This window comes from Paragemmobacter ruber (genome assembly GCF_009908315.1).
Classification (GTDB): domain Bacteria; phylum Pseudomonadota; class Alphaproteobacteria; order Rhodobacterales; family Rhodobacteraceae; genus Paragemmobacter; species Paragemmobacter ruber.
Genome location: NZ_JAAATW010000001.1, coordinates 661,271 through 682,022 on the forward strand (window position 1 = coordinate 661,271; position 20,752 = coordinate 682,022).

Sequence of the window (20,752 nt, forward strand, 5' to 3'; positions counted from 1 at the left end):
TCTTCGTTTCCCTGAAAGGCCCACCCGATGGACTATGGCAAGAACGGCAATCCGAAGGCCGCCAAGGACAGCCACCACCCACTCGACCAGCCCCGCCGTGGCGCGCCCAAGGGCGATGCGGCGGCGGCGCAGAAAAAGGCCGAACTGCTCGCCCGCATGAAGGCGGCCGCCGCGGCGCGCAAGACCAAGGACTGACCCCAGACCGGAGGCCACGATCATGCCCAGACGTCCCGCCTCCCACGCTCTCCTCCTGTCGGCGCTGCTGTTCGCGCCGCTGCCCGTCGCGGCACAGGACCTCTCGGCCAGCATCGCCGCAGACGGCCTTGCCGCGACCGAAGCAGAACTCGCCGCCCTCCCCACCCCGACAGAGGCCGACCGCTTCGCCCTGGGGGGCCTCCGCTTCCTGCGGGCCGTCGAGACCACCTATCAGACCCGCTGGCGCACGGGCCTTGACGATCCCTCCGGTATGGTCCCTCTCCTGCGCCTCGAACAGGGCGTCTCGCCCGCGGCCAGCTCCTCCCCCGGCGACGTTTCCGCCCTCTTCGCGCAGGTCGCCACCGACATGGCCTCCGCCCGCGCCCCCCTCGCAGGTCTGTCCGAAGGCCCCGAATTCAGCGTGGAAATCCGCCTCGCCGACCTCTGGTTCGACGTGAATGCCGACGGGACGCGCACGCCTGACGAAGACCTGATGCAACTCCTCGGCCCCACCCTCATGGGCTGGCGCTGGTTCGACCGCGACCCCGCCGCCCCCGCGCCCGTGATCCGCTTCGACCGCGCCGATGCCGCCTGGCTTTCGGCCTATACTCACCTTCTCGAAGGCACGGCAAAGATCATCCTCGCCTATGATCCGACCGATGCCATTACCCGCGCCGCCTCTGCCCGCACGGCGATGCAGGCCATCTCCCCGCCCTATGCCGAAGAGATTTTCGTCATCCGCCCCTGGGTCGATGCGCTCTGGGTCATGCTCGACGCGCTGGATCAGCAGCCCGACGCCGCCCGCCTTGCGCAGGCCCGCGACCATTTCCTCGCCATGATCGCCGACAACCGCGCCTTCTGGACGGCCGTCGAAAAGGAGACGGACAATGACGCCGAATGGCTTCCCAACGCGCGCCAGACCTCTGCGCTCGGCCTGACGCTCCCACCGGAAACCGGCCTCACATGGCTTGCCGTTCTGGCCGATGGCGAGGCGCTCCTGAAGGGCGAGAAGCTCATCCCCTACTGGCGCTTGGGTGATGGCGGCGGCGTGAACCTCGCCCGCATGTTCACCGATCCCGCGCCCATCGACGTGAAGGACTGGATACAGGGCACGGGCGCCCTGCCCTATCTCGAACAGGGCGCCACAGTCAGCGCCGACAGCTGGCAGCGGTTCGAGGCGATGATGGGCGGGGACGCGATGCTCATGTCGGTCTGGCTGAACTGAGGGCGGCGCATGGGCCGAATGGCCCATCCTACCCCGCGCCGCCGCCTGTAGGATGGGCCATCCGGCCCATGCCGCCCTTTGTGCATGATCGCACGCCGTGGAAATTCCAGCTCACCCCCTCTCTCCAAATTTGTATGCACACTCTGCTGCACAAAGGGCGGCACAGCCGATTTCACCCAACGTCCCGCCACCATTGACTTCCCCCCGCCCCCACGGCCACATCCCCCTGACAGGGGACCCACCATGACAACACGCACCGAAGACCTCGCCGCCCGCCTGATGCGCTACTGCGCCATCGACACCCAATCTGACGCCGACAGCCCCAGCCAGCCCTCCACCGCGATCCAGCTCACCCTCGCCCGTCTTCTGGTCGAGGAACTCACACAGATCGGCGCCTCCGATGTCACCCTCACCGATTACGGCACCGTGCTTGCCACCATCCCCGCCACGGCAGAGGGCCCCACAATCGGCTTCCTCGCCCATATGGACACCGCGCCCCAGTTCAACGCCACCGGCGTGAAACCCCGCCTGATCCGCGGCTACAATGGCGGCGCGATTACCTTTCCTGACAACCCGACCCTGACCCTCACCCCCGACGCCTCACCCAACCTGTTGAAAAAGCTGGGCCATGACATCGTCACCGCCTCCGGCACCACCCTTCTCGGCGCCGATGACAAGGCCGGGATCGCCATCATCCTCCATACCGCGCAAACCCTTCTGAACGACCCGGCAATCCCCCACGGCCCCATCCGCCTCGCCTTCACGCCAGACGAGGAAATCGGCCGCGGTGTGGACAAGCGCCTGCCGAAGGACCTCGCCGTGGACTGGGCCTATACCTTCGATGGCGGCGAGGCGGGCGAAATCGAATATGAAACCTTCTCCGCCGACGGGGCCGAGGTGCGCATCGAAGGCGTCTCCATCCATCCCGGCTGGGCCAAGGGCAAGATGGTCAACGCCATCCACCTCGCCGCAAAGATCATCGCCGCCCTGCCGCAGCACACCATGCTGCCCGAACTCACCGATGGCCGCGACGGTTTCATCCACGCAACCGAAATGACGGGCGGCTCCTCTGCCATGACACTCCGCTTCATCCTGCGCGATTTCGAACGCGAAGGGCTTGAAGAGAAGGGCAAAATCCTCCGTGCCGTCTGCGATGCCGTGCAGGCGTCTGAGCCCCGCGCCAGCATCACCTGCACGATCACGCCGCAGTACCGCAACATGCGCTACTGGCTGGAAAAGGACATGCGCCCTGTCACGCTGGCACAGGATGCCTGCCGCGACATCGGCCTCGATCCCGTCTCTGTCCCGATCCGCGGCGGCACCGACGGCTCGCGCCTGACGGAAATGGGCGTTCCCTGCCCCAACCTCTTCACAGGGATGCAGGAAATTCACGGGCCTCTGGAATGGGTCTCGGTGCAGGACATGGAACGCGCCTCGGACCTGATGCTCGCCCTCCTGCGCCGCGCGGCGGCGCAGACGTAGGATGGGCAATCCTGCCCATCCTACCCGGCAGCTCCCCTCGCCCTACGCTGCCCCCGGCTTCTACGAAGACGCCCTCGCAAAGGGGCGCCACCGCGACATCGTCGGTGGCCGTTGGGACGAAACGCCCCGCATCGTCCTCCCCCTCCTCCGCGAACACGGCCTCACCGCCACCGACCACCTGCTCGACATCGGCGCGGGCGCGCTCCGCCTCGGCCGCCATCTCGCGCCCATGGTCGCCGCCTATTGGGCGACCGACGCCTCCCGCGCCCTGATGCTCAAGGGTTGGGAAACCGAACTGGAGGACGCCGCCCAGCAGGCCCTCCCGCAAGACCGGCTGATCGAAGACGCCGCCTTCGCCTATCCCGAAATTCCCGAAACCATCACCTTCGCCCTCGCCTTCGCCGTCTTCACCCATCTCCCGGCCTCCGATCTTCACAAGGCGTTGACCAATCTCCGCCCGCGCTTCCCGCACCTGCGCCATGTGATCTTCACGGTTTTCCTCGCCCCCGAAGGCCATCACGGCCCCCGCCGCCAGAATGACGGCGTCGTGACACATCCCGACCGCTTCCCCTGGCATATGACCGAAGCAGAGGTCCGCCAGATCGCTGAAACCGCAGGCTTCACCGCCACCGCCCAGCCGCACCGCCTGCCCCGGGGGCAGGTTATGTTCACGGCGCATCCCCGCTGAAACCCCGCCCCGTGTCAGGCCCGGGGCGGGCTTCCGGCTCGAATCACTCTTTATCGCTAACGGAATCCTGCTTGTGATCACACTTTTTCAGGGTGTGATCACAAAATGTCGATTTTTCCCGGCAAACCCCGGTATCCCGTAGAATACCGTTTCAACCCTGCCCATTTCCGTGGCAAGACCCCGCAAAACCACTAGGACGGGACGGTTGCGATGAACATCCACGAATATCAGGCCAAGGCGCTGCTGCGCTCCTACGGCATTCCGGTGTCCGATGGCCGCGTGGTGCTGAAGGCCGAAGAGGCCAAGACGGCGGCGGGTGAACTTGACGGCCCGCTCTGGGTGGTCAAGGCCCAGATCCACGCCGGCGGCCGCGGCAAGGGCCACTTCAAGGAACCCGAAGCCGGTGAAAAGGGCGGTGTCCGCCTCGCCCGCTCGGTGGAAGAGGCCAGCCAGTTCGCCCGCCAGATGCTGGGCCGCACGCTCGTCACTGTCCAGACCGGCGAGGCAGGCAAGCAGGTCAACCGCATCTACATCGAAGACGGCTCCGACATCGACCGCGAATTCTACCTCGCCCTGCTGATCGACCGGCAGACCAGCCGCATCTCCATCGTCGCCTCCACCGAAGGCGGGATGAGCATCGAGGATGTCGCCCACGACACGCCCGAAAAGATCCACACCTTCACCATCGACCCGGCCACCGGCCTGCAGGATTTCCACGGCCGCCGCGTGGCCTTCGCGCTCGGCCTCTCTGGCAACCAGGTCAAGCAATGCGTCAAGATCGTCCGCGATCTCTACCGCCTGTTCACCGACAAGGACATGGACATGCTGGAGATCAACCCCTTCTGCGTGCTGAAAGACGGCAGCCTGAAACTCCTTGACGCCAAGATGGGCTTTGACGGCAACGCGCTCTATCGCCACCCCGACATCGCCGCCTTGCGCGACGAGACGGAGGAAGACCCGAAAGAACTCGCCGCCTCCAAGTTCGACCTGAACTACATCGCATTGGATGGCGAGATCGGCTGCATGGTCAACGGCGCGGGCCTTGCCATGGCGACCATGGACATCATCAAACTCTACGGCGCCGAACCCGCCAACTTCCTCGACGTGGGCGGCGGCGCGACCAAGGAGAAGGTGACCGAGGCCTTCAAGATCATCACCTCCGATCCCAACGTCAAAGGCATCCTCGTCAACATCTTCGGCGGCATCATGCGCTGCGACATCATCGCCGAAGGCGTGATCGCGGCGGTGAAAGAGGTGGGGCTCAAGGTGCCGCTGGTCGTCCGTCTGGAAGGGACGAATGTGGAACTTGGCAAAGACATCATCCGCAAATCCGGCCTGAACGTCATCGCCGCCGATGACCTGAAGGATGGCGCGCAGAAGATCGTGAAGGCGGTGCGGGGGTGAGCAAAGCTTTGCTCAATACGTTTGCTGAGAAGACGCTACGCGCTCAGAGCCTTGTCGCTTTGGGGCTTCTGGCAGTTATGGGGATCAGCACTGCAACTCTAGCAGAAGATAGTGTCGACGTCGTTCCCGGCACCAACGAGGCGACATCGGAAGTCGCGGCAAAGATTTTCTATCAGGTCTGCGTTCAGACAGCCCCGACGTTCGAGAACGCCGAAGCCGTCCTGCGTGGCTTGGAGTTCAACCTCAAGACTGATTCAGGAACGTTCTTCCACCCCGACTACGATCTCTCCGCTCAAATCAAAACCGGCGTGGCCGAGCCACAATGCTCGTTGGTCACTATTGGCAACGGAACACCATCCGAAATGGCAATGGACTATGCCGGCGTGACCTTTGCACGGGTCCCAGAAGACGAAAGGGCCAATACGATGATTGACGGGATGGGGACAGGCCAATTGCGGGTCTACCACCCAGGGCTCGGCTATCTCTACGTTGACGTCAAAAACGTTAGCGGACGTTTGGTCACCCACGCGGTCCTACAACCAGAGAAATGATCGAGGGGCGGGTTTGGCTGCCCTTTACGGTAACGGCGCAGGAAGAGGCGCCACGGAGAAAGAAAAGATGTCCGTTCTCGTCAACAAGAACACCCGCCTCATCTGCCAAGGCTTCACCGGCAGCCAGGGCACCTTCCATTCCGAACAGGCCATCGCCTACGGCACCAAGATGGTGGGCGGCGTGACCCCCGGCAAAGGCGGCACCGAACATCTGGGCCTGCCCGTCTTCGACTCTGTCCATGACGCGGTGGAAAAGACCGATGCCAATGCCACCGTCATCTACGTCCCCCCGCCCTTCGCCGCCGACTCGATCCTCGAGGCGATTGATGCCGAAATCCCGCTGATCGTGGCCATCACCGAAGGCATCCCCGTGCTTGACATGATGCGGGTGAAGCGCGCGCTGCTGAATTCGAAATCCCGCCTGATCGGGCCGAACTGCCCCGGCGTGATGACCCCCGGCGAATGCAAGATCGGCATCATGCCGGGCAGCATCTTCTCCAAGGGTTCCGTCGGCGTCGTCTCCCGCTCCGGCACGCTGACCTATGAGGCGGTCAAGCAGACCACCGATGTGGGCCTCGGCCAGACCTCGGCCGTGGGCATCGGCGGCGACCCGATCAAGGGATCCGAACATATCGACATCCTCGAGATGTTCCTCGCCGACCCCGACACCCAGTCGATCATCATGATCGGCGAAATCGGCGGCTCGGCGGAAGAAGAGGCCGCCCAATTCCTGGCTGACGAAAAGAAACGCGGCCGCTGGAAACCCACCGCGGGCTTCATCGCAGGCCGCACCGCACCGTCCGGCCGCCGCATGGGCCATGCTGGCGCGATCGTTGCAGGGGGCAAGGGCGACGCGGAAAGCAAGATCGAGGCGATGAAGTCCGCAGGCATCATCGTCGCCGAAAGCCCCGCCCATCTGGGCGAGGCCGTGCTCAAGGCGATCGGCAAGTAGGGACCGGGCAAAGGGAGGAAGGCACTGATGGATGTTCGCGCGAAAACGGTCGTTGCCTCTTTCCTTGCCCTGATGGGCTTTCTTGCCCTCGCCGCCTGGGCGTCCATGAACCACGCACAACCGAACCGCGCGCTGCAAGGCGCGCTGTTCGACCGATCCGAATAAAGGCCATCCCCTCATGGGACCGTCGCAAGCCTTGCGAACATCACTGCGGAACGCATTCCGCTATTCGGGCCGCGCCACACGGTCTGAATTCTGGTGGCTTGTGCTTGCTGCCGTTTTGGTGACCGGCGCTGCGTCGGCCCTTGACCGCATCCTGTGGCCTGATCTTTCTGCCCACTTCTGGCTGAACTTCGGAGATGAGGCCGCGCGGGTTACCGCAGGGTTCGTGGCGTCACCTTTGAACACCATCGCAGCTATCTGCTGCCTCGTCCTCATTGCGGCGGCTATGGTGCGCCGCCTGCATGATGCTGGGCTTTCCGGCAAGCTGGCATTGGTCCCGCTGCTTGCGGTCTGTCTGGTCGTCGCCATCATTGCACTGTCGATCTTCGTGTTTCCCGACGCCGGGGCATCCCAGCCAGTCATGATTTGTCTGCTGATCCTCATCACAAGCCTGTTGCTTATGGTCGCGTGGCTTTGCCGCCGATCTGACCCCCATCAAAATCGCTACGGCCCCCCTCCCTTCGAGGTTACCAAATGACCGATCAATCCCCCACCGCCGCCTTCACCGCCTCGTCCTTCCTTGACGGAGGGAACGCCGATTACATCGACCAGCTTCAGGCCCGCTATGCTGCCGATCCCAACGCGGTCGATGCGCAATGGGCCGAATTCTTCCGTGCGCTGGGCGACAGCGAGGTGGACGCCAAACGTCAGGCCACCGGTCCCTCCTGGGCGCGCGCCGACTGGCCGCCCAGCCCGACCGATGACCTGACCGCCGCGCTCACCGGCGAATGGCCCGCCGCCCCGGCCAAGGAAGCGAAGGCCGCCGCCACCAAGATCGTGGAAAAAGCCACTGAGAAGGGCGTCTCGTTGACCGACGCACAGGTCCAACGCGCCGTGCTCGATTCCATCCGCGCGCTGATGATCATCCGCGCCTACCGCATCCGGGGCCATCTGGTGGCCGATCTCGATCCGCTGGGGATGCGCGAGACCACCCCCCACCCGGAACTGGACCCCGCCTCCTACGGCTTCACCGACGCCGACATGGACCGCCCGATCTTCATCGACAATGTCCTCGGCCTTGAAATGGCGTCGATGCGCCAGATCATCGACATCGTCAAACGCACCTACTGCGGCACCTTCGCGCTGCAATACATGCACATCTCCGATCCCGAACAGGCAAGCTGGCTCAAGGAACGGATCGAAGGCTACGGCAAGGAAATCGCCTTCACGCGCGAAGGCCGCCGCGCCATTCTGAACAAGCTGGTCGAGGCGGAGGGGTTCGAGAAATTCCTCCATGTCAAATACATGGGCACCAAACGCTTCGGCCTTGACGGGGGCGAGGCGCTGATCCCCGCCATGGAACAGATCATCAAGCGCGGCGGCGCGCTGGGGGTGAAGGAAATAGTCATCGGTATGCCCCACCGGGGCCGCCTGTCGGTGCTGGCCAACGTCATGGCCAAACCCTATCGCGCCATCTTCCACGAATTCCAGGGCGGCTCCTACAAGCCCGAAGATGTGGATGGTTCCGGCGACGTGAAATACCACCTCGGCGCGTCTTCGGACCGCACCTTCGATGGCAACACCGTCCACCTGTCCCTGACCGCGAACCCCAGCCACCTAGAGGCGGTGAATCCCGTGGTCCTCGGCAAGGTCCGCGCGAAACAGGATCAGCTGGGCGATCAGACCGACCGTCACTCCGTCCTGCCGATCCTTCTGCACGGCGATGCGGCCTTCGCAGGGCAAGGCATTGTGGCGGAATGTTTCGGCCTGTCGGGCCTGCGCGGCCACCGCACGGGCGGCACCATCCATATCGTGGTGAACAACCAGATCGGCTTCACCACCGCGCCGCACTTCTCGCGCTCCTCGCCCTATCCCACCGACATCGCCCTGATGGTCGAGGCGCCCATCTTCCACGTCAACGGCGACGATCCCGAGGCCGTGGTCCACGCCGCCCGCGTCGCCACCGAATTCCGCCAGAAGTTCCACAAGGACGTGGTGCTCGACATCTTCTGCTATCGCCGCTTCGGCCATAACGAAGGCGACGAGCCGATGTTCACCAACCCGGCGATGTATACCCGCATCAAAAAGCAGAAGACCACGCTTCAGCTTTACACCGAACGTCTGGTGAAAGACGGCCTGATCCCGGAAGGCGAGATCGAGGATATGAAGGCCGCCTTCCAGGCCCGCCTGAACGAAGAATTCGAGATCGGCAAGAACTTCAAGCCGAACAAGGCCGACTGGCTCGATGGCCGCTGGTCGGGGCTCGATCGCGAAAAGGATGAATACCAGCCCGGCCAGACCGCGATCAAACCCGAAACCATGGCCGAGGTCGGCGCCGCGCTGACCCGCATCCCCGAAGGCTTTGACATCCACAAGACCGTCGCCCGCCAGCTCGAGGCGAAAAAGCAGATGTTCGAAACCGGGCGCGGCTTCGATTGGGCCACGGCCGAGGCGCTCGCCTTCGGCTCCCTCGTCACCGAAGGCTATCCCGTGCGCCTGTCCGGGCAGGACTGCACCCGCGGCACCTTCTCACAGCGCCATTCCGCCTTCATCGACCAGACGACCGAGGAAAGGCACTACCCCCTCAACCACATCCGCGCGGGCCAGGCGCGGTATGAGGTGATCGATTCCATGCTGTCGGAATACGCGGTCCTCGGGTTTGAATACGGCTACAGCCTCGCCGAACCCAACGCGCTGACCATGTGGGAGGCGCAGTTCGGCGATTTCGCCAACGGCGCGCAGATCATGTTCGACCAGTTCATCAACTCGGGCGAACGCAAATGGCTGCGCATGTCGGGCCTTGTCTGCCTGCTGCCGCATGGCTTCGAAGGGCAGGGTCCTGAACATTCCTCCGCCCGACTGGAACGCTTCCTCCAGAACTCGGCCGAGGATAACTGGATCGTCGCCAACTGCTCGACGCCGGCGAACTACTTCCACATCCTGCGCCGCCAGATCCACCGCAGCTTCCGCAAGCCGCTCATCCTGATGACGCCGAAATCCCTGCTGCGCCACCCGATGTGCATCAGCGATGCGGAAGATTTCACCACCGGCTCCACCTTCCACCGCGTGCTCTGGGACGATGCGCAAAAGGGCCATTCCGACCTGAAGCTGAAGCCGGATGCCAAGATCAAGCGCGTCGTCATCTGCTCGGGCAAGGTCTATTATGACCTCCTCGCCGAACGCGACAAGCGCGGTCAGGACGACACCTATCTCCTGCGGCTGGAACAGTTCTATCCCTTCCCGGCCATGTCCATGGTCAAGGAACTGGAACGCTTCAAGAATGCCGAAGTGATCTGGTGCCAGGAAGAGCCGAAAAATCAGGGCGGCTGGTCCTTCGTCGAACCCAACCTCGAATGGGTGCTGTCCCGCATCGGGGCAAAGTCGAAGCGCGCCACCTATGCCGGACGCACGGCCTCTGCCTCGCCCGCCACGGGCCTCGCCTCGCGCCACAAGGCGGAACAAGAGGCGCTGGTGAACGAAGCGCTGGGCACCACCGCCTGATCCCATCCCGCCCGCGCCCCCCGGGCGCGGGCCCCACGACATAAAAAAAGCGCCCCGAAGCGGCGCGGAGGAACCGAAGATGACCGATGTTATGGTGCCCGCCCTTGGCGAAAGCGTGTCCGAGGCGACCGTCTCGACCTGGTTCAAGAAGCCGGGCGATTTCGTCAAGCAGGACGAAATGCTGTGCGAATTGGAAACCGACAAGGTGTCGGTCGAAGTGCCCGCCCCCGTCTCCGGCACGCTGACCGAAATCCTCGCCCCCGAAGGCGCGACCGTGGCCGCCAATGCGCGCCTTGCGATCATGACCGAAGGCGGCGCCGCCGCCGCACCCGCCGCGCCGAAGGCCGAAGCCGCACCCGCACCCGCCCCCGCCCCGGCGGCTAAGGATGTTGAAGACGCCCCCGCCGCCAAAAAGGCGATGGCCGAGGCCGGGCTGTCCCGGGATCAGGTGCAGGCCACCGGCCGCGACGGCCGCGTGATGAAGGAAGACGTGGCCCGCGCCGTGGCCGGTGCCGCAGGTGCCGCCGCCGCCGCCGTAGCCCCCGCGCCCGCCCCCGCCGCCCTGCCCCGAGCGCCCGTTCCCGCCGACGATGCCGCGCGGGAAGAACGGGTCAAGATGACCCGCCTTCGCCAGACCATCGCCCGCCGCCTGAAGGACGCGCAAAACACCGCCGCCATGCTGACCACCTATAACGAGGTGGACATGTCCGGCATCATGGAGTTGCGCAACACCTACAAGGACGCGTTTGAAAAGAAGCACGGCGTCAAGATGGGCTTCATGTCCTTCTTCGTTAAGGCCTGCTGCCACGCCCTGAAAGAGGTGCCGGAAGTCAACGCCGAAATCGATGGCACCGATATCGTCTACAAGAACTACGTCCATATGGGCGTGGCCGTGGGCACCCCCTCGGGCCTCGTCGTCCCAGTGGTGCGTGACGCCGACCAGATGGGTTTCGCCCAGATCGAAAAGAAGATCGCCGAACTCGGCCTCCGCGCCCGCGACGGGAAACTGTCCATGGCCGAAATGCAGGGCGGTTCCTTCACCATCTCGAACGGCGGCGTCTACGGCTCGCTCATGTCCTCGCCCATCCTGAACCCGCCGCAATCGGGCATCCTCGGCATGCACAAGATCCAGGATCGTCCCGTTGTGGTGAACGGCCAGATCGTCATCCGCCCGATGATGTATCTCGCGCTCTCCTACGATCACCGCATCGTGGACGGCAAGGGCGCCGTGACCTTCCTGGTCCGCGTGAAAGAGGCACTGGAAGACCCGCGCCGGCTGTTGATGGATTTGTGATATGGATCGGGCGGCCGCCCATCACCAAGCCGTCGCAAACCGGCGTGCCTTCCGATTGCCCGGCTACGTCACCTATGCCGAAGCTGGGTTCGAAGGCGATTGGACTTGCCCAATCCAGATCACATCGGGCAATCGCAGCGGGCCAGTCATCGTGACAAAGGACTGGCTCGATGCGCCCTCTGCCATCGCCCACCGCGAGACACTGCTCAGACTGGGCTACCTTCCCGAAATGCCCTTCAACGCAGTGCTCGACCGGGCGCTTGCCCGCGCAGGGCTCGCCCGTTCAGACATCTACATCACGCCCGTATTCAAGTTGATGCCGTCCACACGCTCTTACCCGATCCCCATGCGCGACATCCGCGCCAGTTTTGAGGCGATCACCCGCTTCGAACTGATCGGTTCCCGCCCTATCGCAGCCGGCAAAGATGCGATCCGGGCGCTAACGGCCGCCGGGATCGACCATATCCCAGTCGCCCATCCCTCTGCCCGTGGCTTCGACTTCGAAACCCGCGCCGAAGCCTTGGCCTCTGCCTTCAGTCGTGCCTGCTCAGAGATGACGGCATGACCCCCGAACGCACCGCCCCACCCATCGCAGGCTTCTTGCAAGCGGCGCGGTTCAACCTCTTTGCCGTCCCCGCCGACATGAAGCTGCGCACCAGCCGCATCAAAGGGAACCCGCCCGCATGATGCGACCCGGCGCATCCCTTTTCCTCGGCCCCGAAACCCCGCCTCACTATCGAAAGGCGGTGCTCGACCGGCTGTCCAAGGAAAACCCCGCGCTCTTTCCCCGGCCTGACGATGCCCAATCCTTCCTGCGCGCCATCCATCTGCCGGCCAGCCTGCGGTGGAGCTTTCTGAACAACGGCAAGGCCGCCACCTCTGCCGCCCGGCGCTTTCTGTTCCAGATAGAATTCGGCACCCCCCTTACCACCGCATGGGACGTGCCGCAGGACATCAACCCCGACAGCGTGGTCCATAACCTGCAAGGGCCGTCGGGCGTCCTGCGCGCCCTGATCGCCCTGCCCGATCCGATCGAGACGCTGGGCCGCAGCCTGCGGCTCGTCACCGTCCGCCACCCCGTCGCGCGGGCGGTATCGGCCTTCGAATACCTCTGCCGCTCGCATGACCTCGCCCATAGCTGGTTCGCGCAAGACAGGCTGCGCCTGAATGCGGTCACGGGTTTTGACTGGACCACAGACCCGCGCACCGCCACCGGCTTTCTGAAATTCCTTGACTACATCCAGTGGATGCAGGCCGAAGGCGGCCGTACAAGCGTCAATTCCCACTGGCGGCCCCAGATCGACACCATCCTTCCCGCCCTCTACCGCCCCGATATCGTGGGCCGCGTCGAAGATATGGCCACCTTCTGCCGTCAGGTCGCCCGCCACCTCGACCAACCGCTCCCCGACGGCTTCGCCCTGCCCCGCACCAACAGCCAGACCTATGCCGACAGGCAGGACTGGCTTTCCACCGCCGCCCGTGCAAGGCTCCGCACGATTTACGCGGCCGATTTCGACTGGCTCAACTACGCGCCCGAGGACAGCCCCGCATGACCCCCGAACTCACCGCCCTCACCCTCGCCGGTCTCCTCCAGATGGTGCAATTCGTCCTCTTCGCCGTGCCCGCCAATCGCGAGCTGGGCGTGGGCTACACCTCCTCCGCCCGCGACCGCCCGCCGTCCAAACCGATGTCCACCCTGACGGGCCGGCTGCAACGCGCGATGAACAACCATTTCGAAGGGCTCATTCTCTTCACCCTCGCGGTGGTGGTGGTGACGCTGGGCAACCAGTCCACCCCCCTCACCCAAGCCTGCGCCTGGGCCTATCTGGCCGCGCGCATCCTCTACGTTCCCGCCTATGCCTTTGGCTGGCGTCCGTGGCGGTCGGCCATCTGGTTCGTGGGCTTCACGGCCACGCTTGTCATGATGCTGGCAGCCCTGATCTGAGACATTGTATGCACCCGGTATGCACGCCCGTCTGCACTGGCCGTATGCACGCGTTACGGCATGGCCAAGACGGCCACGAATGGAAGGAAACGACCCATGGTAGAATTTGACGTCATCATCATCGGCGGTGGCCCCGGCGGCTATGTCTGCGCCATCCGCTGCGCGCAGCTGGGCCTAAAGACCGCTGTCGTCGAAGGGCGCGACACGCTCGGCGGCACCTGCCTGAACGTGGGCTGCATCCCGTCCAAGGCGCTCCTGAACGCCACCCACAACCTGCACGAAGCCCATGAAAACTTTGAAAAAATGGGCATCATGGGCGCGGCACCCACGGTCGATTGGGCGCGTATGCTGGGCTACAAGGATGACGTGATCGGCCAGAACACCAAGGGCATCGAATTCCTGTTCAAGAAGAACAAGGTGACATGGCTCAAAGGCTGGGGCAGCATCCCCGCCGCCGGTCAGGTGAAGGTGGGCGAAGAAACACACACCGCGAAAAACATCGTGATCGCAACGGGTTCCGAGTCGTCTTCCCTCCCCGGCGTCACCATCGACGAAGAGGTGATCGTCACCTCCACCGGCGCGCTCACCCTCAAGTCCATCCCGAAAAAGCTCGTCGTCATCGGCGCCGGTGTGATCGGGCTTGAGATGGGCTCCGTCTATGCCCGCCTCGGGGCCGAGGTGACGGTGATCGAATATCTCGACGCCATCACCCCCGGCATGGATGCCGAAGTGGCCAAGACCTTCCAGCGCATCCTCACCAAGCAGGGCCTGAAATTCATCCTCGGCGCCGCCGTTCAGGGCGTGGACAAGGGCAAGACCGGCGCCACCGTCCGCTACAAGCTGCGCAAGGATGACAGCGCAGCCACACTTGACGCCGACACCGTCCTCGTCGCCACGGGCCGCCGCCCCTATACCACCGGTCTCGGGCTCGAGGCGCTGGGGGTCGAGATGCTGCCGCGCGGCCAGGTCAAGACCGACAGCCACTTCGCCACCAATATCGCGGGCCTCTACGCCATCGGCGACGCCATCACGGGCCCCATGCTCGCCCACAAGGCCGAGGATGAGGGGATGGCCCTGGCCGAAATACTTGCCGGCAAGGCGGGCCATGTGAATTACGACGTCATCCCCGGCGTGATCTACACCACGCCCGAAGTGGCAAACGTGGGCAAGACCGAAGAACAGCTCAAGGAAGAGGGCCGCGCCTACAAGGTGGGCAAGTTCTCCTTCATGGGCAACGGCCGCGCCAAGGCCGTGTTCCAGGGCGAAGGCTTCGTCAAGATCCTCGCCGACAAGGCGACTGACCGCATCCTCGGCGCGCATATCATCGGCCCGATGGCGGGCGACCTGATCCACGAGATCTGCGTCGCGATGGAATTCGGCGCCTCGGCGCAGGACCTCGCGCTCACCTGCCACGCGCATCCGACCTACTCCGAAGCGGTGCGCGAGGCGGCGCTGGCCTGCGGTGACGGCGCGATCCACGCCTAACCTGAAGCACAGGCCAAGCCCCTTCATCTTGGCCCAAATACCCAAAAGCCCCGGCAGCCACCCGCGCGCGGCCGGGGCTTTTTGCGGCATGGGGTGTGCGGGGGGTGTGCGGGGCGGGGGGGGACGACTGTCCCCCCGCAACGTCACGCCCGCCACCTTACCGCCGCCGCAGCGCATCCCCCAGCGCGGGCAGCACGCAAACCGCCGACAGCATCGCGCAGGCCACGAAGCCCAGCGCCACCTCGACCCAGCCGAAACCCGCCGTGGCCACGAACATCGCCAGATAGGTCACCCCGGAATTCAGCCCCAGCACCGCCCCGCGCCGCGCCGGGTCCAGCGCCGCCAGCCGCCCCACGATCAGGTTCAGCCCCAGATGGTTGATGATGCCCCAGGAAAAGCACAGCGCCACCAGCGCCCACGCCCACCCGGCCGCCGCAGCCAGCGCCAAATACTGCACCACCAGCCCGCCAAAGACCCACGGCGCCACGGCCCGCGCCCCGAAGCGGTCGATCCACGGATCGCCCAGCGAGGCCAGCCCGAAGCCGATCCCATAGACCAAAGGCACTGCCCCCACCATCCAGACCGGCCAGCCCAACTGCACCTGCAGATGCGGCGCGAAATAGGCGTAAAGCCCGTAGAACGCCGCCATATAGCCCCCCGCCACGGCCAGCGCCGCCCCGATCCCCGGCACCCGCAGCGCGGCCCAGGGGCTTGCCCCTTGCGCGGCCCGCACCTCGCCCATCCGCGGCGACAGCGCCATCGCCAGCAGGACCAGCAACCCAAGCGCGGCCAAAACCCCATGCACCGCGCGCCACCCGGCCAGGTCCGCGATCAACGCGGCGGCCGAGGCGCCAAAGACCAGGGACAGCGTCCACCCCATCAGCACCCGGCCAAAGAAGGTGCTCTCGCGCCCTTTCGGGGCGATCTCGGCCGCCAGTCCATAGGTCGCGGGCAAGGCCACGCCGGACCCCAGCCCCGCCACCGCCTGTGCCAGCCAGACCACCCACAGCGCAGGCGCCAGCGCCGTCCCCGCCATACCAAGGACCAGGACGCAGATCGCCAGAAACAGCGCCCGCGACAGCCCGATCCGATCCGCGAAAGGCGCGATGCCCACCGCCGCCAGCGCTGTCCCCGCACCAAAAAGCGATGCCGCCACAAGCACCTCTTGCGCCGAAGCCCCGCCGAAGGCCCGTCCGATCTCCAGCGCGACAGGCGATAGGGCCAGCGAATTGGACCCGACAATCGTCACTGCCGCCATCAGCAGCATCAAGGGGGGCAGTCGCATCCTCCGCTCACCCTGCCAGATGCCGCAGCCCCTGCGTCACATCCGTCCGCACCGCCAGCCGCAGCCCCGGCTCATCGCCTGCCTTCAGCGCGGCAAGGATCATGCGGTGATGCTGCGGCGGCTCCTTCCGGCGCAGCTTGGAGTAAAGCGCCCGCATGGTGGGCCCCAGTTGCAGCCAGACCGTCTCGCAGATCAGCAGCATCGCGGGCGCCTGCGCCCGCAGATAGAGGGTGCGGTGAAACTCCAGATTGGTGCGCACATAGGCCACCGCATCCTGCTTCACCACGGCTTCCGCGTTCAGCGCATTAATCGCGGCCAGCCGTTCGATCAGCGCGAAATGCGCCCGCGGCAGGGCGCGCGCCGCCATCTCGGGCTCGATCAGCGCCCGGATCGCCGCCAGTTCCTCGATCCGCTCCGGCGTCAGTTCCGGCGTCGAGATGCGGCCCGAGGATGACAGCGTCAGCGCCCCCTCCGCCACCAGCCGCCGCACCGCCTCGCGCGCGGGCGTCATGGACACGCCGAACTGCTTGCCCAAACCGCGCAGCGTCATCGCCTGACCGGGCGGCAATTCGCCATGCATCACCTGCTGGCGCAGCGTGCGGTACAGGCGCTCATGCGCGGCGGCGTTCGGGTCGGTCTGGCGCGGGGTGATCGGCATGATGCGCAGCCAAGCATCCGGAACCGGGGAAAATCAATCCCCGAAACGGTATTGGTGCAGCGCCTGCCCCTCGACATGCAGCCATTTCCGCTGCACCTGCCAGCCGGGATAGAGCCGCTCCACCACCGCCCAGAACCGGTCGGAATGGTTCATCTCCACCATATGCGCCACCTCATGCGCGGCGACGTAATCCAGCACCGCCGGCGGCGCCATCACCAGCCGCCAGGAATACATCAGCGCCCCATCCTGCGCGCAGGACCCCCAGCGCGACCGCGTGTCCCGCAGGCTGACCCGCGCCACCCGACGCCCGATCTGCGCGGCGTAGCGGTCGGATGCGGCCACCAGCCGCTCGCGCGCCAGCGCCTTGAGGAAGGCCCCCGCCCGCACGCCCGGCTGCGCCGGATCGCCCGGGATCAGCAGCGAATCGCCCTCCACCCGCACCGCGCGCCCCGCGCCCGGAACAAGCCGCAACAGCCTTCCCTCCACCGGCACCAGCGACCCGATGCCCACGCCCCTGCGCTGCGGCATCTCGGCCAGCGTCTCGCGAATCCACGCCTCCTGCGCGCGGGCGAAGGCCATCGCCTCGGTCTCGCGCGCGCGGGCAGGAAGCGACAGCGTCACCCGCCCGTCAAGCCGCGACACACGCAGCGAAAAACGCCGCGCCCGCGCCGACCGTTTCAGCACGATCTCGACCGGGGGCGAACCGGGAAGCAGGGGCATCGACCGTCCTCTTGATTTCCAGCGGCAGGATAGCCACTTGCGCAGTAGGGGCAACCGGGCCGACCCGTCCTCGGCAGCCCTCCGCGAAAGGCTTTGACACCCGCCCTGCCTTATGGCAAGCGACCACGACTCGGGATCATCCCGTCCACGGACATCCAGCCTGCATAAGGGGACCGCCATGCCCAAACCTGAATGGGGCACCAAACGCATTTGCCCGACCACCGGCAAACGCTTCTACGATCTGAACCGCACGCCCATCGTTTCGCCCTACACGGGCGAGGTGGTCGATATCGAATCCGCCCGCCGTAAGATGGCCGCCGCCGTGATCAGCCGCGCCGTCCCGGAAAAGGATGACGACGTTCTCGTCGATGATCTGGAAGCGGATGACGAACTGCTGGAAACCGGCGTCGCCGACGATACCGAACTGGACGATGATCTGCTCGAAGACGATGCGGATGACAACGTCTCGCTCGACGATCTGGCCGATGTGGCCGGCGACGAAGAGGAAGTCTGACACCCCTGCGTCAGGCATCTGACAGGCGCGGAGGCGGTTGCGTTTTTCCCCTTGCACCCCCCCGCGCCCTCCACTAGACACCACGCATCGAAGCGGAAACGCTTCGTTCTCCGGTGGGGCCATAGCTCAGATGGGAGAGCGCTTGAATGGCATTCAAGAGGTCGGGGGTTCGATTCCCCCTGGCTCCACCAAATCTCCAGACAGACTGAAAACCGCCCCGCCAAACGCGGGGCGTTTTCATTATGCGCTACGGATCGCAGCGCCTCGATCTAGGTGCCAGCGTTACGTGACAGGGCGGGGCGCCCTTCCCGCAACCACTTCCCCGCTTCTGGGCATGCGCTGCGCCGGGCGGCGGCGCCCCACCCGGATGCGCCTGCCCCACGTCCAGCCCCCCTTTGCAGCGATGCGCCACGGGTCATCCCGCAGCCGCCCTGACGCAGGACAGGCGGTGTCCGGGTCCCAACGGCCCCACGCCCCGCAGCACAAAGAGAAACGCCCCGCAGCCTGCAGGGCGGCGGGGCGTTATGGCCATTTCCGGGGTGATAGGCATCACCGCGCAGCGCGGATCAGAAGCTGCGCCCCAGCGCAAAAAAGACCTGCGGCGATGTCGCGCGTCCACCGCCATCCTCGCGCAGGCGATAGCTCGCGCCCACGTCCAGCGTCGTCCGCTCTGTCAGCGTATAGCTGTAGGTTGCCGCCAGTTCCGTCTCTTCGATCAGCTCCGTCGGCGCATCGCTTTGCGCCCAGGACAGTTCCACCCCGACCGATGACTGCGCATTCACCGTCTGCGCCCAGCCGATATCAATGTTGGTATCCACCGTGCTGCCCGCCACACCGGCCGTGTCGGTTTCGGTATAAGCAAAGCCAAGGTTCAGCGCCCCATCCGCCACCTCGCGGGTCCAATCGGCCTCAAGACCGATCGAATCCTCGATGTCGCCATCCTCGCGGATCAGGAACACGGCGGCAAAGCCGTCGATCATGTCGTATTCCAGACCGGCCCGGAACACCAAGGTGTTTTCCACCGTCCCATCCGCATCGTCCTCGCGCGTGGCGCCAAGGCTGATCACACCGTCCAGAACCTCGTTCAGGCGCAACCGCGTGCCGGCTGCCACCCCGATCGTATCGCTTTCGACCAGCGTGGGATCGGTCGTGTCCTCATATTCCGTCACATCGAAGCGACCTTCGACGAAAACGCTGACGGGCGCGGTGCGCATCCCTTCGTACCGCACCACCACGCCGTAATCGATCTGCGTCCCGTCCGCGTCGGCATCGGCCAGGTCATCGGCCAAGGCGCTCACATCATCCTGCACATAGCGCAGCGCGACCGAAAACAGCGCGTCCGGGATTTCGCGCACATACAGGAAACCAACCTCGGGGCGGGCGAAATCCACCTCCGTGCCTGCGGTATCGGGCGAATTCTCGATCACCAGCGCGCCAGAGGCCGTAAAGGCCAGCCGATCCAGCGCCGTCTCACTGAACAGCCCATAGCTCAGCACTGTCGCCGCCACGCTCGTCGATCCCTCGGCCGGGGTGGCAAGGTCCAGATTGCGCCCGTATTCAAAGCGCTGCTGGATATCGAAGGTCTGGCGAATACCGTTCGACTCCTGCGCAGAGGCAGCGGTCGCCGCGGCGGTTGCCACCGCGGCCAGACATGCACCCCGCCTCAACCCCATCCCGCGCATCCCAGCGATCACTCGAACAGTTTGCGCTGCGGAATAACGATCACGTCGCCGTCATAAACGCGGGTCGTCCCCACATTCGACAGCCCCCGCTCGATCGCGTCATAATCGACACGGTAGATGTTCTCGGTGCCCGACTTGTCCACGCGGCGCAGTTGAACCCGCTTTTCGGCGGCAAAGGGCGACAGCCCGCCAGCCGCGCTCAGGGCCTGCAGCAGCGTCGATCCCGGGGGGATCTGCACCCGGCCCGGCGCGTTGGCCGCACCGATCACGAAGACGTCGATGGTGGGTTCGGGCAGATCAAGGATCGGCGCCAGCGATGCCAGCGACACGAAAACCGTGGGCGGGCTGGCAAAGCCGGGGGCCAGACGCGCCGCCACATCCGTCTGCAACTGCGAAAGCGTGCGCCCTGCCGCCGGGATCGAACCCACCTGCGGGATCGAGATCTGGCCATCCGGCAGCACCAGCGTCGTGCGGTTCAGGGTGCCGTCCTCAAGCACTTCGATCTGCACGCTGTCACCGCGCTTCAACCGATAATCCTGCGCTGCGACATCCGCCGCAAGGAAAGGCAGCGCCATAAGGGCGGCCAGCAGCATTTGAACAAGTTTCATCATTCTTCCCTTCCTTCCGCCGGGCACGATCGAACCGTCGCTTGGCCCAGAGGATACGGATTCTGCCGTGATCATAAAGACGCAATAGCGGCTGGACCGGCACCGCAACAGCATTTTTTTAACTTAATCTAACAGTGCGGCAGTCCTGCAAAGGTCCATCCATCCCGTATGACCATGGCCCGCACCGGCACCGACCTTGGTCGTGCGCCTGCACATCTGTGGCAATGCGCCCGGGGAGCGCGCCCCCGCAAAGGCTTGCCGCCGGGGGGACAGACCGCCTAAACTGTGCCACGGAGGGAAAGATGTGGCGGTGCAACAGTGTGGCTGCGTCTCTTTTTCCTGTCGGAAGGCGGTCATTTTTCCGCCATAGAAGCCCTGCATCCCCCAACCCGGCGTAACGC

At 65.2% G+C, this 20,752-nt stretch carries 21 protein-coding genes, 1 tRNA gene and 1 pseudogene; 18 read left to right on the top strand and 5 right to left on the bottom strand.

What is annotated here, in order from left to right; genetic code table 11:
• Positions 1–27: 27 nt before the first annotated feature.
• The 16 genes and pseudogenes from GU920_RS03215 to lpdA all read left to right on the top strand — a co-directional run bounded on the left by GU920_RS03215 (position 28) and on the right by lpdA (position 14,884).
• Positions 28–195 (top strand): hypothetical protein, encoded by a 168-nt coding sequence (locus GU920_RS03215; RefSeq protein WP_161765518.1) that lies wholly within the window; start codon positions 28–30, stop codon positions 193–195.
• Positions 196–217: 22 nt separating this feature from the next.
• Complete coding sequence (locus GU920_RS03220; RefSeq protein ID WP_161765519.1) at positions 218–1,420, top strand: hypothetical protein; 1,203 nt, start codon at positions 218–220, stop codon at positions 1,418–1,420.
• A gap of 243 nt (positions 1,421–1,663) precedes the next feature.
• Entirely contained in the window at positions 1,664–2,902 is a 1,239-nt protein-coding gene (gene pepT / locus GU920_RS03225) for a peptidase T (RefSeq protein WP_161765520.1), read from the top strand.
• Position 2,903: 1 nt separating this feature from the next.
• Positions 2,904–3,590: a methyltransferase domain-containing protein gene (locus GU920_RS03230; protein ID WP_161765521.1), complete on the top strand. Its 687-nt coding sequence runs from the start codon at positions 2,904–2,906 to the stop codon at positions 3,588–3,590.
• Positions 3,591–3,800: 210 nt separating this feature from the next.
• Positions 3,801–4,994: an ADP-forming succinate--CoA ligase subunit beta gene (sucC, locus tag GU920_RS03235; protein ID WP_161765522.1), complete on the top strand. Its 1,194-nt coding sequence runs from the start codon at positions 3,801–3,803 to the stop codon at positions 4,992–4,994.
• A complete protein-coding gene (locus GU920_RS03240; protein ID WP_161765523.1) occupies positions 4,991–5,545 on the top strand; it encodes a hypothetical protein in 555 nt (184 codons plus the stop codon). The genes sucC and GU920_RS03240 overlap by 4 nt, the downstream gene beginning before the upstream one ends.
• A gap of 67 nt (positions 5,546–5,612) precedes the next feature.
• The gene (sucD, locus tag GU920_RS03245) at positions 5,613–6,497 is read left to right on the top strand and encodes a succinate--CoA ligase subunit alpha (protein WP_161765524.1); all 885 of its coding nucleotides are present in this window, start codon (positions 5,613–5,615) and stop codon (positions 6,495–6,497) included.
• Between the two features lie 27 nt (positions 6,498–6,524).
• The gene (locus GU920_RS03250; protein WP_161765525.1) at positions 6,525–6,662 is read left to right on the top strand and encodes a hypothetical protein; all 138 of its coding nucleotides are present in this window, start codon (positions 6,525–6,527) and stop codon (positions 6,660–6,662) included.
• A 13-nt stretch (positions 6,663–6,675) separates the two neighbouring features.
• Positions 6,676–7,197, top strand: coding sequence for a DUF805 domain-containing protein (locus tag GU920_RS03255; protein ID WP_161765526.1), 522 nt, complete (start codon positions 6,676–6,678; stop codon positions 7,195–7,197).
• Entirely contained in the window at positions 7,194–10,160 is a 2,967-nt protein-coding gene (locus tag GU920_RS03260; protein ID WP_161765527.1) for a 2-oxoglutarate dehydrogenase E1 component, read from the top strand. Before GU920_RS03255 ends, GU920_RS03260 begins: the two co-directional genes overlap by 4 nt.
• A 55-nt stretch (positions 10,161–10,215) precedes the next feature.
• Positions 10,216–11,454 (top strand): annotated as a pseudogene (odhB, locus tag GU920_RS03265) (2-oxoglutarate dehydrogenase complex dihydrolipoyllysine-residue succinyltransferase); the annotation flags it as partial.
• Between the two features lies 1 nt (position 11,455).
• Positions 11,456–12,019, top strand: coding sequence for a hypothetical protein (locus GU920_RS03270; RefSeq protein ID WP_161765528.1), 564 nt, complete (start codon positions 11,456–11,458; stop codon positions 12,017–12,019).
• Positions 12,016–12,141 carry a hypothetical protein gene (locus GU920_RS19680; protein WP_268894568.1) on the top strand — a complete coding sequence of 42 codons (126 nt, stop codon included), beginning with the start codon at positions 12,016–12,018 and terminating at the stop codon, positions 12,139–12,141. Before GU920_RS03270 ends, GU920_RS19680 begins: the two co-directional genes overlap by 4 nt.
• Positions 12,138–13,007 carry a sulfotransferase family 2 domain-containing protein gene (locus GU920_RS03275; protein WP_161765529.1) on the top strand — a complete coding sequence of 290 codons (870 nt, stop codon included), beginning with the start codon at positions 12,138–12,140 and terminating at the stop codon, positions 13,005–13,007. The genes GU920_RS19680 and GU920_RS03275 overlap by 4 nt, the downstream gene beginning before the upstream one ends.
• Positions 13,004–13,399: an MAPEG family protein gene (locus GU920_RS03280; RefSeq protein ID WP_161765530.1), complete on the top strand. Its 396-nt coding sequence runs from the start codon at positions 13,004–13,006 to the stop codon at positions 13,397–13,399. The genes GU920_RS03275 and GU920_RS03280 overlap by 4 nt, the downstream gene beginning before the upstream one ends.
• Before the next feature lie 96 nt (positions 13,400–13,495).
• Positions 13,496–14,884, top strand: coding sequence for a dihydrolipoyl dehydrogenase (gene lpdA / locus GU920_RS03285; protein ID WP_161765531.1), 1,389 nt, complete (start codon positions 13,496–13,498; stop codon positions 14,882–14,884).
• A gap of 157 nt (positions 14,885–15,041) precedes the next feature.
• Here lpdA and GU920_RS03290 read toward each other — a convergent pair whose 3' ends face one another.
• From GU920_RS03290 to GU920_RS03300, 3 genes are read right to left on the bottom strand one after another with little or no spacing between them, the layout of a single operon-like run.
• On the bottom strand, positions 15,042–16,169 hold the full coding sequence (locus GU920_RS03290) for an MFS transporter (protein ID WP_161765532.1): 1,128 nt from the start codon (positions 16,167–16,169) through the stop codon (positions 15,042–15,044).
• 7 nt (positions 16,170–16,176) lie between these two features.
• Entirely contained in the window at positions 16,177–16,827 is a 651-nt protein-coding gene (locus GU920_RS03295) for a GntR family transcriptional regulator (RefSeq protein ID WP_161765533.1), read from the bottom strand.
• Between the two features lie 33 nt (positions 16,828–16,860).
• Positions 16,861–17,547: a M48 family metallopeptidase gene (locus tag GU920_RS03300; RefSeq protein ID WP_161765534.1), complete on the bottom strand. Its 687-nt coding sequence runs from the start codon at positions 17,545–17,547 to the stop codon at positions 16,861–16,863.
• A 178-nt stretch (positions 17,548–17,725) separates the two neighbouring features.
• Here GU920_RS03300 and GU920_RS03305 point away from each other — a divergent pair, with 178 nt between their 5' ends.
• The gene (locus GU920_RS03305; RefSeq protein WP_161765535.1) at positions 17,726–18,061 is read left to right on the top strand and encodes a TIGR02300 family protein; all 336 of its coding nucleotides are present in this window, start codon (positions 17,726–17,728) and stop codon (positions 18,059–18,061) included.
• A 115-nt stretch (positions 18,062–18,176) separates the two neighbouring features.
• Positions 18,177–18,252, top strand: a tRNA-Ala gene (locus tag GU920_RS03310).
• Between the two features lie 375 nt (positions 18,253–18,627).
• On the opposite strand, the gene GU920_RS03315 is transcribed toward GU920_RS03310, so the two are convergent.
• Positions 18,628–19,701: an outer membrane beta-barrel protein gene (locus GU920_RS03315; RefSeq protein ID WP_161765536.1), complete on the bottom strand. Its 1,074-nt coding sequence runs from the start codon at positions 19,699–19,701 to the stop codon at positions 18,628–18,630.
• A 50-nt stretch (positions 19,702–19,751) separates the two neighbouring features.
• Positions 19,752–20,351 (bottom strand): polysaccharide biosynthesis/export family protein, encoded by a 600-nt coding sequence (locus GU920_RS03320; RefSeq protein WP_161766504.1) that lies wholly within the window; start codon positions 20,349–20,351, stop codon positions 19,752–19,754.
• Between the last annotated feature and the right edge of the window lie 401 nt (positions 20,352–20,752).

Excerpts from the sequence above, each read along its gene's own strand:
- GU920_RS03215 (WP_161765518.1), top strand. The coding sequence starts at position 28 with ATGGACTATGGCAAGAACGGCAATCCGAAGGCCGCCAAGGACAGCCAC.
- GU920_RS03220 (WP_161765519.1), top strand. The coding sequence starts at position 218 with ATGCCCAGACGTCCCGCCTCCCACGCTCTCCTCCTGTCGGCGCTGCTG.
- pepT (WP_161765520.1), top strand. The coding sequence starts at position 1,664 with ATGACAACACGCACCGAAGACCTCGCCGCCCGCCTGATGCGCTACTGC.
- GU920_RS03230 (WP_161765521.1), top strand. The coding sequence starts at position 2,904 with ATGGGCAATCCTGCCCATCCTACCCGGCAGCTCCCCTCGCCCTACGCT.
- sucC (WP_161765522.1), top strand. The coding sequence starts at position 3,801 with ATGAACATCCACGAATATCAGGCCAAGGCGCTGCTGCGCTCCTACGGC.
- sucD (WP_161765524.1), top strand. The coding sequence starts at position 5,613 with ATGTCCGTTCTCGTCAACAAGAACACCCGCCTCATCTGCCAAGGCTTC.
- GU920_RS03250 (WP_161765525.1), top strand. The coding sequence starts at position 6,525 with ATGGATGTTCGCGCGAAAACGGTCGTTGCCTCTTTCCTTGCCCTGATG.
- GU920_RS03255 (WP_161765526.1), top strand. The coding sequence starts at position 6,676 with ATGGGACCGTCGCAAGCCTTGCGAACATCACTGCGGAACGCATTCCGC.
- GU920_RS03260 (WP_161765527.1), top strand. The coding sequence starts at position 7,194 with ATGACCGATCAATCCCCCACCGCCGCCTTCACCGCCTCGTCCTTCCTT.
- GU920_RS03270 (WP_161765528.1), top strand. The coding sequence starts at position 11,456 with ATGGATCGGGCGGCCGCCCATCACCAAGCCGTCGCAAACCGGCGTGCC.
- GU920_RS19680 (WP_268894568.1), top strand. The coding sequence starts at position 12,016 with ATGACCCCCGAACGCACCGCCCCACCCATCGCAGGCTTCTTGCAAGCG.
- GU920_RS03275 (WP_161765529.1), top strand. The coding sequence starts at position 12,138 with ATGATGCGACCCGGCGCATCCCTTTTCCTCGGCCCCGAAACCCCGCCT.
- GU920_RS03280 (WP_161765530.1), top strand. The coding sequence starts at position 13,004 with ATGACCCCCGAACTCACCGCCCTCACCCTCGCCGGTCTCCTCCAGATG.
- lpdA (WP_161765531.1), top strand. The coding sequence starts at position 13,496 with ATGGTAGAATTTGACGTCATCATCATCGGCGGTGGCCCCGGCGGCTAT.
- GU920_RS03290 (WP_161765532.1), bottom strand. The coding sequence starts at position 16,169 with ATGCGACTGCCCCCCTTGATGCTGCTGATGGCGGCAGTGACGATTGTC.
- GU920_RS03295 (WP_161765533.1), bottom strand. The coding sequence starts at position 16,827 with ATGCCGATCACCCCGCGCCAGACCGACCCGAACGCCGCCGCGCATGAG.
- GU920_RS03300 (WP_161765534.1), bottom strand. The coding sequence starts at position 17,547 with ATGCCCCTGCTTCCCGGTTCGCCCCCGGTCGAGATCGTGCTGAAACGG.
- GU920_RS03305 (WP_161765535.1), top strand. The coding sequence starts at position 17,726 with ATGCCCAAACCTGAATGGGGCACCAAACGCATTTGCCCGACCACCGGC.
- GU920_RS03320 (WP_161766504.1), bottom strand. The coding sequence starts at position 20,351 with ATGAAACTTGTTCAAATGCTGCTGGCCGCCCTTATGGCGCTGCCTTTC.